This is a genomic window from Vitreoscilla sp. C1, assembly GCF_002951955.2.
Classification (GTDB): Bacteria; Pseudomonadota; Gammaproteobacteria; order Burkholderiales; family Neisseriaceae; genus Vitreoscilla; species Vitreoscilla stercoraria.
Genome location: NZ_CP019644.2, coordinates 62260 through 78994 on the forward strand (window position 1 = coordinate 62260; position 16735 = coordinate 78994).

18 protein-coding genes are annotated in these 16735 nt (G+C 43.9%); 15 read left to right on the forward strand and 3 right to left on the reverse strand.

Features of this window, described 5'->3' with window-relative positions; all coding sequences use genetic code 11:
• Positions 1–47 precede the first annotated feature (47 nt).
• Positions 48–1565, forward strand: coding sequence for a lysine--tRNA ligase (gene lysS / locus ADP71_RS00310; RefSeq protein ID WP_019958241.1), 1518 nt, complete (start codon positions 48–50; stop codon positions 1563–1565).
• 70 nt (positions 1566–1635) lie between these two features.
• Here the strand turns inward: lysS and ADP71_RS00315 are convergent, their stop codons facing one another.
• Complete coding sequence (locus ADP71_RS00315; protein ID WP_104931231.1) at positions 1636–2001, reverse strand: hypothetical protein; 366 nt, start codon at positions 1999–2001, stop codon at positions 1636–1638.
• A 241-nt stretch (positions 2002–2242) separates the two neighbouring features.
• On the opposite strand from ADP71_RS00315, the gene ADP71_RS00320 reads away from it, so the two are divergent.
• Positions 2243–2863, forward strand: coding sequence for a hypothetical protein (locus ADP71_RS00320; RefSeq protein ID WP_019958243.1), 621 nt, complete (start codon positions 2243–2245; stop codon positions 2861–2863).
• Between the two features lie 68 nt (positions 2864–2931).
• On the opposite strand, the gene ADP71_RS00325 is transcribed toward ADP71_RS00320, so the two are convergent.
• Together ADP71_RS00325 and ADP71_RS00330 are read right to left on the reverse strand one after the other, a co-directional pair.
• Positions 2932–3162: a TM2 domain-containing protein gene (locus ADP71_RS00325; protein WP_019958244.1), complete on the reverse strand. Its 231-nt coding sequence runs from the start codon at positions 3160–3162 to the stop codon at positions 2932–2934.
• A 66-nt stretch (positions 3163–3228) separates the two neighbouring features.
• The gene (locus tag ADP71_RS00330) at positions 3229–3834 is read right to left on the reverse strand and encodes a 5-formyltetrahydrofolate cyclo-ligase (protein WP_019958245.1); all 606 of its coding nucleotides are present in this window, start codon (positions 3832–3834) and stop codon (positions 3229–3231) included.
• A 330-nt stretch (positions 3835–4164) separates the two neighbouring features.
• Here ADP71_RS00330 and rpsB point away from each other — a divergent pair, with 330 nt between their 5' ends.
• The 13 genes from rpsB to lpxA all read left to right on the forward strand — a co-directional run bounded on the left by rpsB (position 4165) and on the right by lpxA (position 16653).
• Positions 4165–4896: a 30S ribosomal protein S2 gene (gene rpsB, locus ADP71_RS00335; RefSeq protein WP_019958246.1), complete on the forward strand. Its 732-nt coding sequence runs from the start codon at positions 4165–4167 to the stop codon at positions 4894–4896.
• Between the two features lie 116 nt (positions 4897–5012).
• Positions 5013–5879 carry a translation elongation factor Ts gene (gene tsf / locus ADP71_RS00340; protein ID WP_019958247.1) on the forward strand — a complete coding sequence of 289 codons (867 nt, stop codon included), beginning with the start codon at positions 5013–5015 and terminating at the stop codon, positions 5877–5879.
• A 166-nt stretch (positions 5880–6045) separates the two neighbouring features.
• A complete protein-coding gene (pyrH, locus tag ADP71_RS00345; RefSeq protein WP_019958248.1) occupies positions 6046–6771 on the forward strand; it encodes a UMP kinase in 726 nt (241 codons plus the stop codon).
• 45 nt (positions 6772–6816) lie between these two features.
• Positions 6817–7374 (forward strand): ribosome recycling factor, encoded by a 558-nt coding sequence (frr, locus tag ADP71_RS00350; protein WP_019958249.1) that lies wholly within the window; start codon positions 6817–6819, stop codon positions 7372–7374.
• A 12-nt stretch (positions 7375–7386) separates the two neighbouring features.
• A complete protein-coding gene (locus ADP71_RS00355; RefSeq protein ID WP_019958250.1) occupies positions 7387–8127 on the forward strand; it encodes an isoprenyl transferase in 741 nt (246 codons plus the stop codon).
• 4 nt (positions 8128–8131) lie between these two features.
• Complete coding sequence (locus ADP71_RS00360) at positions 8132–8929, forward strand: phosphatidate cytidylyltransferase (protein ID WP_171460799.1); 798 nt, start codon at positions 8132–8134, stop codon at positions 8927–8929.
• Complete coding sequence (gene ispC / locus ADP71_RS00365) at positions 8926–10125, forward strand: 1-deoxy-D-xylulose-5-phosphate reductoisomerase (protein WP_019958252.1); 1200 nt, start codon at positions 8926–8928, stop codon at positions 10123–10125. The genes ADP71_RS00360 and ispC overlap by 4 nt, the downstream gene beginning before the upstream one ends.
• A 14-nt stretch (positions 10126–10139) precedes the next feature.
• A complete protein-coding gene (gene rseP / locus ADP71_RS00370) occupies positions 10140–11489 on the forward strand; it encodes an RIP metalloprotease RseP (protein ID WP_443089119.1) in 1350 nt (449 codons plus the stop codon).
• A gap of 6 nt (positions 11490–11495) precedes the next feature.
• Entirely contained in the window at positions 11496–13829 is a 2334-nt protein-coding gene (gene bamA / locus ADP71_RS00375; RefSeq protein WP_019958254.1) for an outer membrane protein assembly factor BamA, read from the forward strand.
• Between the two features lie 17 nt (positions 13830–13846).
• Positions 13847–14347, forward strand: a complete 501-nt coding sequence (locus ADP71_RS00380; protein ID WP_019958255.1) for an OmpH family outer membrane protein — start codon at positions 13847–13849, stop codon at positions 14345–14347.
• A 2-nt stretch (positions 14348–14349) separates the two neighbouring features.
• Positions 14350–15387 carry a UDP-3-O-(3-hydroxymyristoyl)glucosamine N-acyltransferase gene (lpxD, locus tag ADP71_RS00385; protein ID WP_171460800.1) on the forward strand — a complete coding sequence of 346 codons (1038 nt, stop codon included), beginning with the start codon at positions 14350–14352 and terminating at the stop codon, positions 15385–15387.
• Between the two features lie 16 nt (positions 15388–15403).
• Positions 15404–15859, forward strand: a complete 456-nt coding sequence (gene fabZ / locus ADP71_RS00390) for a 3-hydroxyacyl-ACP dehydratase FabZ (protein WP_019958257.1) — start codon at positions 15404–15406, stop codon at positions 15857–15859.
• A gap of 11 nt (positions 15860–15870) precedes the next feature.
• On the forward strand, positions 15871–16653 hold the full coding sequence (gene lpxA / locus ADP71_RS00395) for an acyl-ACP--UDP-N-acetylglucosamine O-acyltransferase (RefSeq protein WP_171460801.1): 783 nt from the start codon (positions 15871–15873) through the stop codon (positions 16651–16653).
• Positions 16654–16735 lie beyond the last annotated feature (82 nt).

The following is a 16735-nucleotide window of genomic DNA, read 5'->3' on the forward strand; positions in this document are numbered from 1 at the left end:
AGGCGTCCTGTAAACTTTACAGGACGCATCTTTAACTAGGAAGCACCATGAGCGAACAAGCAAACAATCCGGTGGAAACCGAACATTTAGATGAAAACCAAATCATGGCTTTGCGCCGTGAAAAGTTGCATGCCTTGCAAGAAAGCGGCAATGCTTATCCAAACGATTTTCGTCGTGACGCTTTTGCAGGCGATTTGCAAAATGAATACGAAGCAGTGGATAAGGAAGGCTTGGTAGAGAAGGCTGTCAAGGTTAAGGTCGTTGGTCGGATGATGCTCAAGCGCAATATGGGTAAAGCCAGTTTTGCGACCATTCAAGACGTTTCTGGTCAAATTCAGTTGTACATCAACAACCAAGGTGTGGGCGAAGACGTCCATGACGATTTCAAACATTGGGACTTGGGTGACATCATCGCTTGTGAAGGCGAATTGATGAAAACCAATCACGGTGAATTGACGGTTCGTGCAGCAACTTTGCGTTTGTTGACCAAATCATTGCGTCCATTGCCTGACAAACACAAAGGGTTGGCCGACCAAGAAGCGAAATACCGCCAACGTTATGTGGATTTGATTACCAATACCGATTCGCGTGACACTTTCATCAAACGCAGTCAAATTGTGCAAACTGTACGCAATTTTATGGCGTCTGAGCGTTATTTGGAAGTGGAAACTCCGATGATGCACCCAATTCCAGGCGGCGCAACAGCCAAACCATTCGTGACCCATCACAATGCTTTGGACATGCAATTGTTTTTGCGTGTGGCGCCTGAGTTGTATTTGAAACGTTTGGTAGTCGGTGGTTTGGAACGTGTTTACGAAATCAACCGCAATTTCCGTAATGAAGGTATGTCAACGCGTCACAATCCAGAATTCACGATGATGGAATTTTATGAAGCGTATGCCGATTACACTCGTATGATGGATTTGACCGAGCAAGTGATTCGTGCGGCGTCCGAAGCGGTTAATGGTAGCAGCGTGGTGACTTATGGTGACAAAGAAGTGGATTTGTCAAAACCATTTGCACGTTTGACAATTGTTGAAGCCATCAAAGCACACAACCCACAATATTCTGACGAACAATTGCAAGACACTGAATGGTTGAAAGCCGAAATCAAAAAACACGGTGGCAAATTGCCGATGGCTGGTGGTTTGGGTTCGTTGCAATTGGCGTTGTTTGAAGAAGTGGCTGAGAGCAAATTGTGGCAGCCAACTTTCATCGTGGATTATCCTGTGGAAGTGTCGCCTTTGGCACGCAAATCAGATACCAATCCTGAAATCACCGAGCGTTTTGAATTGTTCGTGGTCGGTCGTGAGTTGGCCAATGGTTATTCAGAATTGAATGATTCAGAAGACCAAGCCGCACGCTTCCAAGCGCAAGTAGCACAATTGGCAGCAGGCGATGATGAAGCGATGCATTTTGATGCTGATTACATCCGCGCGATGGAATTCGGTTTGCCACCAACAGGTGGTTGTGGCATCGGCATTGACCGTTTGGTGATGTTGTTGACCAACGCACCTAGCATTCGTGATGTGATTTTGTTCCCACAAATGCGCCGCGAAATCTAAAAGTGTCCTGTCATGATAAAAAAGCCCTGTTTAAAAACAGGGCTTTTTGTTGTGAAAAGAAAACACTGTGTTATTCAGTTTTTTCTTTGATGGCGGTGGCTGTATTGTTCACGCCTTCTTTGGCTTGTTGACCTGCTTGACGTGCTGCTGCAGTGGCATCATCTGCCAGTTCTTTGGTTTCTTGTTTTACATTTTCAGTGGCGTTGCTGGTCGCTGTTGCTGCTTTGTCCACTTCAGTTTCCACTTCGTTACCAGCTTTTTCAGCTGCTTGATTGGCTTCTTGGACTGCATTTTCTGCGCCTTGTTTTAAATCTTTGCCCGCTTCTTTGGTATCTTGTACGGCACTATTAACCGTTTCAGATGCTTTATCTTTGGTTTCAGAAGAACAAGCGGCTACAGCGAATACGGCTGCCAAAGGCAATAACCAAAATTTCATATGAGACTCCTTTTGTGGGAATGATATTGTAAGAATATGAGAGTTTGTTTTGTACGATATGTCTCTTAGAGTAAGAGACTAAATAATAGGTTGCAGATTGTACAGTGAAGAATTGGTGAAAATTGTAGTTGTTGCAATGCATCAATTACTTAGTTATGATGATTTCGTCATAACCTAATTGCTTGAATTATTAAAATTAAATACATTGTTTGATTAACTGCTTCAGCTTGAGGAGGTTTGTATGTTGGGAATAAACGATTGGATGCGATTGTGGGGTTTGGATCCTAAGACGGGTTGGCCTGTGGTGTGGTCTGTGTGGTGGCCTTGGATGCAATCGACTGGTGCATTTAAGGCGCAGAGCGAAATGAATGTAGCAGCGGATTTGCCATATATTGAGCCAGTTGAATGTGTCGATCCATCTGTGTTTCAGATAGAGGCTGCATCTGAAAAGGATTTGGATGAGCTTGATACTCAGATTGGGTTGGCTGTTGCACCCACGGCAGAGCCTGTCAAAAAAGCAGTATCACGCAAACGTGCGCCTAAAGCCAACAGTACGCAAACACCTTTGGATTTGGGTGTTGCGGCAGTGAAGACCAAACCGATTGCCAAAAATACACGGGCGAAAAAAAAGCCAGTGGCAGCGATAACGCCTGTTATTTCAGAGCCGATAGTGCCTGTGCAAAAAACGACAGCCATCGCAGAAGAGGTGTTGATGCAAGACGAGCCTAAAAAACTGGAGGCACCTGTTTTGATGGAAGTCGATGAGGTTTCGAGTTTGGAAAACGTGGTTAAACTATCGGTTGAGCAAGCACAAAATGCAGCGCAACAAATTGTTGCAGAATCTACTTTGATTGAAAAATAACTGTGTTTTTCATGATAAAAGCGTCCTGTAAAAGTTTACAGGACGCTTTTATGCTTATAAAAACGGTGTTAAACCAAAATAGCACCAAGGTCATCGCTGGTTTTGAAAATGGCTAAAATGCCTTCGATGATGCCAACCACGCCAGGAATAAAAGTCCAGCTAAATAGCAAATACAATAATCCCATCCAAAAGCGTCCTGCACAAAATTTGTGTATGCCCAATGAGCCGAAGAACAAAGCAATAAAAATGTATAAGGCTTTGTTACAAGTATGAGGGTGATAGGCTGCGTATGAATGCATGGCGTTGAATACCGTCCTTGGAAATGTCAAAAATCTAGCGTATAGATGGGATTGGATTGTGATATTTCAATAGATTGATGCAGCTGGGTTGATTTTTTGTAAGCGTGGGCTGAAGCGTTTCAGTCCTTGTTCGCAAATAAAACCATCCAAAGCCTCATCGTGTGCTTCATTGGGAATGTGTGGACATTGTTGTATGGCAAAACCGATGCCGAGGCGCAAAGGTTGATAGGTGCGACAAAAAGACAAACTGGTATCGTAAAAGCCGCCGCCTTGACCCATGCGTATTCCTCTGGCATCGACACCCACTAAGGGCATTAATATGATGTCTAAATGTTCTATGCGACATTTTTGACCTTCGTATTGCAAAATATTCATCACACGATGGCTGTGTTTTTTTGATGCAGGGTAAGGCGTAAACCACAAGCGTCTTTGACCTTTTTGGATATAAGGCGTGTATAGCTGGCAACCTTGTTTTAAAGCGTCCTGAACCACACCGCTCAAATTCAATTCGCTGCCTACTGCCAAATAAAAGCCAATTTTTTTACCCCGTTTGAGCCATGGCTTGATGAAACGGCGTATTTGTTGTTGTGCTCGCTGGCGTTGCGCTGGCGACAGACTTAAACGCTGACGGCGCAATTGACGGCGAATCTCGGTTTTGCTTGCTGAGGTCATTGTTGCATTCCACTTTCATGATGAATAAAGGGGTAAAAATGTGATGAGATGATCTTGAGTTCCATCAGAGCCCTGAATGTTTACAGGCCGCTTGGGTTAAAGTGTGTTATTTTTGTCTGAAAAATGAATCAAAACAAGCCAGTGTCGCTCAAATCTATTGCGCCTGCATTGCAAGTCAATTTTAAAGATTGTATAATATGCGCCGCTTTTGTCTTAATTTGAAGGCAAAGCGAAAACTTATATTGACTGCCCACATCATGCGTCAAAGGGTGCTCTTTTTAAAGAGTTCTTTCGTCATGGTGTTAGTCTTAACCCTTTGAGGAAATTATTATGTCACACGTGACTATGCGTCAAATGTTGGAAGCTGGTGTTCACTTCGGTCACCAAACTCGTTACTGGAACCCTAAAATGGCTGAGTACATTTTCGGTGCACGTAACAAAATCCATATCGTGAACTTGGAAAAAACTTTGCCGATGTTCACTGAAGCTCAAGACTTTGTACGTCGTTTGTCTGCTAACAAAGGTACTGTGTTGTTCGTAGGTACTAAACGTCAAGCACGTGAAATCGTTCAAGAAGAAGCTATCCGCGCTGGTGCTCCTTTTGTTGATCACCGCTGGTTGGGTGGTATGTTGACTAACTACAAAACAGTTAAGCAATCTATCAAACGCTTGGAAGACAAATTGGTCGTGTTGGAAGGCGCTGAACAAAGCGGCTTGAACAAAAAAGAATTGTTGGATTTGCAACGCGAAGTAGATAAATTGCAACGCTCTTTGGGCGGTATCAAAGACATGAAAGGCTTGCCTGACGCTATCTTTGTTATCGACACTGGTTACCAAAAAGGTACTATCGTTGAAGCTCAAAAATTGGGTATTCCAGTAATCGCTGTTGTCGATACTAACAACAGCCCAGAAGGCGTTAAATACGTTGTTCCTGGTAACGATGACTCTGCTAAAGCGATTCGTTTGTACTGCCGTGGTATTGCTGATGCAATCTTGGAAGGTAAAGCACAATCTTTGCAAGAACTTCAAGCTGCTGCTTCTGAAGCACAAGCTGGTGAGTAATCAGTACTGATTGCAAATCATAAGAAAGGGGCGGCTCTCGCTCCTTTTTTTAAATTCAGGCCGCCTCTATGAATTTGGGCGTCCTGAAAAAATGAATACTTTTAAAGGAATGAACAATGGCTACAATTACCGCTAAAATGGTTGGTGACTTGCGTGCAGCTACTGGCTTGGGCATGATGGAATGCAAAAAAGCTTTGGTAGAAGCAGAAGGTAATTTCGAAAAAGCTGAAGAAATCTTACGCATCAAATCTGGCGCGAAAGCTGGCAAATTGGCTGGTCGTACTGCTGCTGAAGGCATCATCGTAAGTGCTATCAATGGTCAAGTAGGCGCGTTGGTAGAAATCAACTGTGAAACTGACTTCGTTGCTAAAGACGACAGCTTCAAAGCTTTTGCACAAGCTGTTGCTGAAGCGGTTGTGGCTGGTAACCCAGCTGACGTGGCTGCTTTGGCTGACGTGGCTTCAGGTGAAACCACTGTTGAAGAATTGCGTAAAGCTGTGATCGCTAAATTGGGCGAAAACATCACTGTACGTCGTTTCGTTCGTTACAACACTGAAAACCAATTGGTTGCTTACATGCACGGCGCGAAAATCGGCGTATTGGTAGACTTCGCTGGTGACGCTGAAGTGGCTCGCCAAGTGGCAATGCACATCGCTGCAGCTCGTCCACAGTGCGTATCTGCAGATCAAGTAGATCCTGAGTTGATCGCTAAAGAACGTCACATCTACGAAGAGCAAGCAGCCCAAGAAGGCAAACCTGCTGCAATCGTAGCGAAAATGGTTGAAGGCCGTGTGCGCAAATACTTGGCTGAAGTGACTTTGTTGGGTCAACAATTTGTGATGAACCCTGATGTGACTGTTGAAAAATTGTTGCAAGAGAAAAACACTTCTGTTGCTGCATTCACTGCTTACCACGTAGGTGAAGGCATTGAAAAAGCTGTTGTAGATTACGCTGCTGAAGTGGCTGCTGCTGCTAAGGTATAAGCTGATTGAAGCTTGCAACACCCTGATTCTTGGAATCAGGGTGTTTTTTTAAGTAAAAATTACCCTAATTGAGTGCAGTTGGTTTGTCAGCAATGAGTGATTGCTTTAACATTCTGCCTCAGCTTAACGTTCTTTCGTTTATTACGACTATATAAAAGGTATCATCATGGCTGAAGTCAACAATCTTCCTTACAAACGCATTTTGGTTAAATTATCTGGCGAGGCATTGATGGGTCAGGATGCATTTGGCATCAACCGTGACACCATTATGCAAATTGTTGCACAAATTAAAACTGTGGTGGACATGGGCGTTCAGGTCGCTGTTGTGATTGGCGGCGGTAATATTTTCCGTGGTATGGCACAGTCTGCCAAAGGTATGGAACGTGCAACAGCCGATTACATGGGCATGTTGGCAACAGTAATGAATGCATTGGCTTTGAAAGAAGCGTTTGAATCTATTGGTGTGAAAGCACGTGTGCAATCTGCTTTGAGCATGCAACAAATTGCTGAAACTTATACTCGTGGCAAAGCCATGCAGTATTTGGAAGAAGGCAAAGTGGTGATTTTTGGTGCGGGTACGGGCAATCCATTTTTCACAACTGATACTGCTGCTGCTTTGCGTGGTATCGAAATGAACTGTGATATTATGTTAAAAGCAACCAATGTTGATGGTGTGTATACGGACGACCCTAAGAAAAATCCAGAGGCTGTGCGTTACCAAACTGTCACATTTGACGAAGCCATCCAAAAAAACTTAAAAGTCATGGATGCGACTGCTTTTGCATTGTGCCGTGAACAAAAAATGAACATCAAAGTGTTCGGTATTTTCAAAGACGGTGCATTAAAACGTGTGGTTGAAGGTGAAGACGAAGGTACTTTGGTACATATTTAAGCATCGCTTGCCTACAATCCAAATGAATTTGAGAAGGTTTAAATAATGATTAATGAAATCCAAAAAAGCGCTGAAAGCAAAATGCAAAAGTCGCTGGAAGTGTTGAAAAACAATTTGTCTAAAGTGCGTACAGGCCGCGCTCACACTGGTTTATTGGATCAAGTGAATGTAGATTATTATGGCTCTCCAGTTTCTGTGAGCCAAGTTGCCAATATCACTTTGTTGGATGCGCGTACCATTGGTGTGAAGCCTTTTGAAAGCAAAATGGCTGCGCCTATTGAAAAAGCGATTCGCGATTCTGATTTGGGTTTGAATCCATCTTCTATGGGTGATTTGATTCGTGTACCGATGCCGATGTTGACTGAAGAGCGCCGCAAAGATTTGATTAAAATTGTGCGTGCAGAGGCGGAAGAAGGTCGTGTGGCTTTGCGCAACGTGCGCCGTGACGCTAATAATGACTTCAAAACTTTGTTAAAAGACAAAGAAGTTTCTGAAGACGATGCACGTCGTGGTGAAGATTTGATTCAAAAATTGACTGATAAATATGTTGCTGAAGTAGATAAAACATTGGCTGCTAAAGAAGCAGATTTGATGGCAATTTAATTTGAGGTTGATATGAGTGCAGACAGCACCGATACGCAACGCTTGATTCCCCGTCACATTGCCATCATTATGGATGGCAATGGTCGGTGGGCAAAAAAGCGTTTTATGCCACGAGTAATGGGGCATAAGCAAGGCGTTGATGCTTTAGAAGAGACAGTTAAAAACTGCCATGACTTGGGTGTGGAATGCTTGACAGTTTTTGCATTTTCCACTGAAAACTGGCGTCGACCTGCGGATGAAGTGGGTTTTTTAATGAGCTTGTTTTTAAAGTCTTTGAAAAAACAAATTTTGCGTTTGCACAATAAGAACATCCGCTTGCGTTTGATTGGTAGGCGCGACCGTTTGGGTGATGCAATTTGTCAAAGTATTGAAGAAGCCGAGCAATTAACAGCCCATAATACCGGCATGGTGTTTGCCATTGCAGTTGATTATGGTGGTCAGACTGATATTGTGGCTGCTGCGAATGCGGCCATTGCCAGTGGTAAGACAGTTTTGACTGAGGAAGACATTCAGAGTCACTTGGCTTTAAATGATATGCCTATGCCGGATTTGTTCATTCGTACAGGTGGTGAAACTCGTATCAGCAATTTTTTATTGTGGCAATTGGCCTATTCTGAATTGTATTTTACCGATACGTTATGGCCTGATTTTAACGCAGCCGCTTTGAATCAGGCGATTGACTCTTTTGGTCAACGTGAACGTCGTTTTGGACAAACCAGCGAACAATTACCTGTTGAAAAGCAGCGAGGTTAATTTTATGTTAAAACAGCGCATTTTAACGGCTTTGGTATTGATTCCGTTAATGGTCATTATGCTGTTTGGCGCTGGTGAAACCACATGGTTGTGGTTTTCTGGCGCCATTGCTATTTTGGCTTTGTGGGAATATACCCGCATGGTGGATATTAAAGGTTTAAGCCAAAAAATATATTTAGGTTTAACGGCATTATTCGGTTTATTCACCGTTCAAGTGGATGAATTAGCGGGATTTTGGCAAATTGTGATTTTGGCTTTTTGGTTGCTTATCGTGCCATTGTCATTGAAAAAACGCCAAAAAATAGTCTCGAGCTGGAAAAAATATGCTTTAGGTTTAATGCTAATGTTGCTATTTTGGGCGGCATTGGTTAATTTGCGTGGTTTTGGCACTTCAAGCGATGCGTGGCATTTACTGTGTGTAATGATGTTGGTATGGATTGCAGACACAGGTGCTTATTTTGTCGGTAAAAATTTCGGCAAGCGTAAACTGGCACCGACAGTGAGTCCTGGCAAAAGTGTTGAAGGCGCATTAGGCGGTATGGCATGTGTGTTGGTATATGTGACTTTTGCGCATGGAGCATTGTTGGATTTTCCATCTGGTATGGTCGCCTCTTGGATTTTGGCAGCATTCTTAACTGCCATCAGCATACAAGGGGATTTGTTTGAATCCATGTTAAAGCGTTTAGCCGGCGTGAAAGACAGCAGTGCTTTGCTGCCGGGACACGGTGGTGTGTTTGATCGCGTAGATTCATTGATTGCCGTTTTGAGTGTTTATTGGGTAGTGAGTCAGTGGGGCTTATGAAACAAATAATCAGTATTTTAGGTGCCACAGGCAGTATCGGTGACAGTACTTTGGATTTGGTACGTCGTCATCCAAATCAGTATGAAGTTTTTGCTTTATCAGGCAATACTCAGTGGCAAAAATTATTGCAATTGTGTATTGAGTTTCAGCCTCGTTATGTTGTGGTGATGGATGGGGATGTGGCTTTGCAGTTAGAGCAAGGTTTACAGGCCGCTTCTGTAACGACTGAAGTTTTGGTTGGACAAGAAGGTTTGTGTGCGGTTGCGGCTGCCACTGAAGTGACTGTGGTGATGGCTGCGATTGTGGGGGCGGCAGGATTGTTGTCGGCAATGGCAGCAGCCAAAGCTGGCAAAACCATTTTATTGGCCAATAAAGAAACTTTGGTGGTTGCAGGTGCGTTGTTCATGGATACGGTGCGTGAAAATGGCGCACGTGTCTTGCCTGTGGACAGTGAACACAATGCCGTTTATCAAGTGTTGCCAGAGGCTTTGACTCAGCAAGGTCAGGCGATAACACAGTCTTTAGAAGATTTTGGCATTCAAGGCATTATTTTGACTGCTTCAGGCGGCCCATTTTGGCAACGTGATATTGCGAGTATGTCCAACATCACGCCTCAAGAAGCGGTGAAACATCCCAATTGGTCTATGGGACAGAAAATTTCTGTTGATTCTGCTTCTATGATGAATAAGGGCTTGGAATTGATTGAGGCACGTTGGTTATTCAATGCCAAGCCACATCAATTGAGTGCTGTGATTCATCCACAAAGCGTGATTCACAGTATGGTACGTTATCAAGATGGTTCTGTTTTGGCGCAATTGGGTACACCTGATATGCGCACTCCTATTGCTCAGTGTATGGGTTTGGGGCAGCGCATTGAGTCAGGCGTGAAGCCTTTGGATTTCATGACAGTCGGTCAATTGACTTTTGCTGAACCGGACTTGAATCGCTTTCCATGTTTGCGTTTGGCTATGGCCGCATTGAGCAGTGGCGGTGATGCGCCATGCGTCCTGAATGCTGCCAATGAGATTGCTGTTGCGGCATTTTTACAACAAAAAATCAGTTTTACAGACATTGCACAAGTGGTTGAACGTGTTTTAGAACAAATGGATATTAGTATTAGCGGTGATGTTGATGCACTGTTAATGAAAGATGCTTGGGCGCGTCGCGTGGCACAAGAAATTTTATCTACGGTGTAAAGTGAGGTGGTGTCATGACTGGCTTGATTTATTTGGCTGCTTTTGTGGTGGCAATTTTGATATTGGTCAGCTTGCATGAGTTAGGTCATTATGTTGTGGCACGTTTGTGTGGCGTGAAAGTGGTGCGCTTTAGCGTGGGTTTTGGTAAACCATTTTTTATCAAAAAACGCGGAGACACTGAATGGTGTTTGGCGCCGATTCCATTGGGCGGTTATGTCAAAATGGTGGACACGCGCGAAGGTGAAGTGGCGGAAAAAGATTTACCGTATGCTTTTGACAAGCAAACACCATTAAAACGCATGGCGATTGTAGTGGCGGGGCCTTTGGTCAATTTGTTGTTAGCCGTTTTATTGTATGCTGCCAGTTTTTCGATTTTTGGTGTGACTGAGGTTAAACCGTGGGTTGGTACCGTGGCGCACAACACCTTGGCCGAGCGTGCAGGTTTCGAAGTTGGTGATCAGATTCAATCTGTGAATGGCAAAGCTGTTGCTGAGTGGATGGATGCGCAAACTGAAATGACTTTGGGTTTACAGGCCGGTAATGTGTTGGTGACTGTTAAAGATGCACAAGGTCAAGCGCAAACCCGTACTATTGTGGCGCAAGGTGAACCTGAAGCGGTAGAACAAGCGGCGCAAGGTCAAGGCATTGGTTTGATGCCGATGAAAATCAGTTCGGCTATTGGACAAGTGGTGGACGGTTCTCCTGCTCAAGCGGCAGGATTGCAAGCGGGTGACATTGTGACGCATGTCGATGGTCAAGCGATTGCCAATTGGAATGCTTGGGTGGCTGTGATACAAAATAGCCCGGGTAAAAATTTATTGTTGGATGTGAATCGACAAGGGCAGAATGTGCAATTGTCTTTGCGTCCAAATTCTGAAGATACGGGTTCACGTTTGGTGGGTAAAGCAGGTGTCGCACCCTCCATGGACCAAGCTTGGACCGAGCAAGTGCGAGTGAAGCGCGAAGTTGGTGTGCTTGAAGGCATCGATTTAGCAGCAACGCGCACTTGGGATTATTCTATTTTAACCTTGAAGTTTTTTGGCAAGATGCTCATCGGTGAGGCATCTATCAAAAGTATTTCAGGACCTGTAACCATTGGTGAAATTGCCGGCAAATCTGCCATGATGGGCTGGGAAGCTTACATTCAATTTTTGGCCATTATCAGCATCAGTTTGGGTGTGATGAATTTATTGCCAATTCCAGTGTTGGATGGCGGTCATTTGGTGTATTACTTCATCGAGTGGGTACGTGGTAAACCTTTAAGCCAGTATGTACAGCTTATGGGTTTGAAAATTGGTTTGTGCATCATGGGTTTGTTTATGCTCGTGGCCTTCTTTAACGATTTCACGCGAATTTTTGGATAAGTCTTTATGAAATTAAAATTAATTGCTGCCAGTATTGTTGGTTTAACTCTCTCTACAGCGGCTTGGGCAGTGGACCCATTTACGATTCAAGACATTCGTATTGAAGGCTTGCAACGTACGGAGCCAGCAACGGTATTTAGTTATTTGCCTGTTCAAGTGGGTGATCGCTTTAATCAAGCACAAGCACAAGCCATGATTAAAGACTTGTATGCCACAGGTTTTTTTGATGATGTGCAAATCGAAACCATGGGCAACCAAGTTTTGCTTACAGTGGTTGAGCGTCCTGTCATCACTGATTTGCGCGTTAGCGGTGGCAAAGTCATCAAAAATGACATGATTCGTACCAACTTACAAAACTTTGGTTTGGCAACGTCACAAACATTCAATGAAGTGACGATGGCGCAAGCTGTGGAAGGCTTGAAGCGTGAATATGCCAATCGTGGTAAATACGAAGCGACGGTGACACCTAAAGTGACCCGTTTAGATCGCAATCGTGTTGAAGTTGAATTGGTCATCAATGAAGGTGAAACCACCACAATCGAAAATATTGATTTTGAAGGCAATAACGAGTTTTCAGATCGTACTTTGCGCAATCAATTAAGCCATACTGAAGCGAGTATGTTCTCATGGTTTCGTAAATCCAATCGTTTTTCACAAGACAAAATGCCTGCGGATTTGGAAAGCTTGAGCGATTTTTACCAAAATCGTGGCTATTTTGATTTTAAAGTAGTCGATGCCAAAGTCGAGCCTAATCCAGCCAATAAAACCGAACTGAATATGTTAATCAGCGTGGATGAAGGTCAACGCTATCGTTTCGGGCAAATAGACATTGCTGGCGACTTTAAAGATGTGTCGGAAGAAGAATTGAAGGCTTTGAATAAAATCAAAGCAGGTAAAATTTATGAACGTACCAAAGTGATGGATTTGGTGCGCAGTGTCCAATCGACTATGGGCACACATGGTTATGCTTATACTGCGGTTGAAGTGCAGCCTCGTCCAAATGCAGCTGAAGGTACGGTTGACTTTACTTTGATGGTACAGCCCGGTCGCAAAATTTACGTGAATCAAATCAATTTATCGGGCAACAATAAAACCCGTGATGAAGTGGTGCGTCGTGAATTGCGTCAAATGGAAAGTGCGGTTTATAACCAACAAAAAATCAACCGTTCTAAAGAGCGTATAGAGTTATTGGGCTATTTTGACAATGTGCAAGTGGATGCGACGCCCGTACCAGAGTCACCAGATGAGGTGAATTTGGATGTGAGTATGTCTGAACGCTCAACAGGTTCGGTAGATTTGTCTTTGGGTTATGTACAGGACGATGGCGTGGTATTGTCTGCGGGTATTGCTCAAGAGAATTTGTTTGGTACGGGTAAAGCGGCAAGCTTGCGTTTGTCTAACAGCAGTTCATCTAAAGCCGCTGCCTTGTCGTTTACCGATCCTTATTTTACAGCCGATGGCGTGAGCTTAGGTTATGACGTGTTCTATCGTGAATACGATGCGCGTGAAGCGGAAGTCAGCAATTATAAAACCACCACTATGGGTGCTGGTATTCGTATGGGTGTCCCTGTGACCGAGTACGACCGTGTGAACTTTGGTTTCACACCTGAGTGGATGAATCTTGATTTGTATGAAGGTGCACCAGCTCGTTATCAAAACTTTGTTAACGAACATGGTGACAGCGTGTTGACCTTAAAAGGCAATATCGGTTGGGGCCGTAACAAAACCGACAGCGCTTTGTGGCCAACTCGCGGTTATATCATGCGTGCCAACTTAGAAGCTGGCTTACCGGGCGGTGATTTACAATACTACAAATTGACTCATGGTCAAACATGGTTCTTCCCATTAAGCCGTAATTTTACTTTGATGTTAAATGGTGAAGTCGGTTATGCAAATGGTTATGGCAGTACCAGCGAGTTGCCATTCTTCCAAAACTTCTATGGCGGTGGTTTGGGTTCGGTACGTGGTTTTCAAAGCAGCAGCTTAGGCCCGAAAGAGTTGAATTCATATGACAATGATTACGACTTTTTAGGTGGTAATAAAAAAGCTGTTGCCAATGCCGAGTTGTTGTTCCCATTGCCAGGTATCAAAGACCAACGTTCTGTGCGCTTGAGTTTGTTTGCAGATGCCGGCTCTATTTGGGATGGTAAAACATATCAGCGTCAAAATGGTGGTTCATACACCAGCTCATTTAGTGAGGAAATGCGTTACTCAGCAGGTGCTGCCTTTACTTGGTTGTCACCAATGGGACCATTGAAGTTCAGTTATGCATACCCATTGAACAATAAAGACAGTGATGAGTTGCAGCGCTTTCAATTCCAGTTGGGTACAACCTTCTAGAAAATTCAGAGGTACACATGCGTTTCATGTTACAAAAAGCAAGTGTAGCGTTATTGTTGATGGCGACAGCATCGGCCAGTTGGGCTGATGCTGTGCAAAAAATTGGATTCATGGATGCCGAAAGAGTCTACCGTGAATCCAAAGATGCACAACAAATCAACAATAAGTTGCAAAAAGAATTCAGTTCACAGTTTGAGCAATTACAACGTTTAGAAGTACAAGGCTTTGAGTTGCAAAAAAAAATGCTGACTGTACGCATGAGTGAACAAGAGCGTCAACGCCAGCAAGCCAAAATGGCCAGCCTGAACAAGCAATATTTGGAATTAAAGCGTACGACCGATGAGGAATATCAGTTACGCCGCAATGAAGAATTTGCTTCGATGCAGATTAAGGCCAATAAAGCTTTGGTGGAGTTGGCTAAGCAAGGAAATTATGATGTGATTGTCAAAGACGTTGTGTATGTACGTTCCGAGTTTGACATCACCGATCAATTGATTCAAATTTTAAATCGCCGTTAATTATGAAATTATCAGACATCGTGGCGCAACTAGGTGGTGAGTTGTTTGGTTCAGACCGTGAGGTCGAGCAACTTTCACCATTAGAAAGCGCCCATTCTCAAGCCATTGCCTTTTTAAGCAATCCCAAATACCAATCTCAATTACACAGTACGCAAGCTGCGGCTGTCATTGTGCATCATAAAATCACCGATATGCCTGAGCATTTGAGCATCATTCGAACGGATGACCCTTATTTGTATTTTGCCCAATTGGCATGGTTGTTCCATCCTCGTGCGCAGGCTACAGGCCGCATTCATCCTACTGCTGTGGTGGATGACAGTGCTCAAATTCCTGCCAGTTGTGAAATTGGTGCGCATGCTTATATTGGTGCTCAGACGGTTTTGGGTGAAAACTGCCGCATTTTGGCAGGTGCTGTTGTGGAACACGATTGTGTTTTAGGTGAGTCTTGTGTGATTCATCCGAATGCAACGATTTACCATGGTTGCACTTTGGGCAATCGCGTGGAAATTCATTCAGGTACTGTGATTGGTGGTGATGGTTTTGGTTATGCCCCAGTAAAAACCGATGGTTCATGGTTTAAAATTCCCCAAACAGGTGGTGTGACTTTGGACGATGATGTCGAAATTGGTTCTAATTCCACTGTCGACCGTGGTGCCATGGAAGACACTCGTATTGGCAAAGGCAGCAAAATCGACAATTTCGTACAAATTGCTCACAATTGCCAAGTTGGTGAACACACTGTGATAGCGTCCTGTACGGGTATTTCTGGCAGTACCAAAATTGGCAACCATGTTGTGATTGCTGGTGGCGTGGGTATGGCAGGGCATTTGACCATTGCGGACAAAACCTTTATTGGTGGCGGCACCAACATTACCAAATCCATTACAGAAGCAGGGCATTATGCCTCTGTGTATCCGATGCAAACGTTCAAAGATTGGAGTAAAAACGCCGTCTATATTCGCCGTTTGTCCGACATGAACAACCGCATCAAACAACTTGATCAACAGCTTACTACATTGCTCAGTGACAAGCATTCTTAAGAAGGATTTTTTACGCATGACCGAATTTGCATTGCCGATTGAAGCGCGCACTTTACAAACTTTATTGCCACACCGTTACCCATTTTTGTTGCTTGATCGAGTGATTGCATTTGAAGCCAATCAAACTTTGACAGCCATTAAAAACGTCACCATGAATGAGCCTTTTTTCCAAGGTCATTTCCCGGAATTTCCAGTGATGCCAGGTGTCTTAATTACTGAAGCCTTGGCACAAGCTTGTGGTACTTTGGCCATTTTGTCCGAAGGCGGTCGCAACGAAGACGAAATTTATTTCTTTGCTGGTATTGATAATGCACGCTTTAAACGCCAAGTGATTCCAGGTGATCAATTGGTATTTGAAGTGGAATTGGTACAAAGCAAACGTGGTATTGGCAAATTCAAAGCTGTGGCCAAAGTAGATGGGCAAGTGGCAGCTGAAGCTGAAATCATGTGCGCCAAACGCAAAGTGGGTTAGATAGGTTTAACATGACAGCAATAAATATTCATCCGCAGGCGATTGTTCACCCTCATGCGCAATTGGCAGAAGGCGTGAGCGTGGGTCCTTTCTCGGTCATTGGTCCTAATGTGAGTATCGGTGCAGGTACACAAATTGCCTCACATGTGGTGATTGAAGGCCATACAAGCATTGGACAAAATAACCGCATTTTTCAATATACCTCTCTGGGTGCGCAGCCGCAAGATAAAAAATACCGTGATGAACCAACCAAATTGATCATTGGTGACAACAATACCATTCGTGAATTTGTGACATTCAATACAGGTACGGTGACTGGTATTGGTGAAACCCGTTTGGGTAACGATAACTGGATTATGGCGTATGTGCATTTGGCGCACGATTGCGTGGTGGGCAACCACACCATTTTTGCCAACAATGCATCCTTAGCAGGTCATGTGACCATTGGCGATTGGGTGATTTTGGGTGGTTATTCTTTGGTACATCAATTTTGTATCTTGGGAGACTATTCAATGACGGCATTTGCAGCAGGCGTGCACAAAGACGTGCCACCGTATGTGATGGCGGCAGGTTATCGCGCTGAACCTAAAGGTTTGAATACTGAGGGCATGCGTCGTCGTGGTATGAATCCTGAGCAAATTGCACGTGTGCAACATGTCTACAAAATTTTGTACCGCCAAGGCTTATCATATGCTGATGCCAAAGCGCAAATTTTGGAATTGGCGCAAAGCCAAGACGAAGTGCAAGTGTTTGCCGATTTCTTTGCCGAATCCACACGCGGCGTGATTCGTTAAGTTGGGCATTATTGGATTTGAGCGTCCTGTAAACATTTACAGGACGCTTTTTTATGGCATGTGCTGATAGGGTTTAAATCTT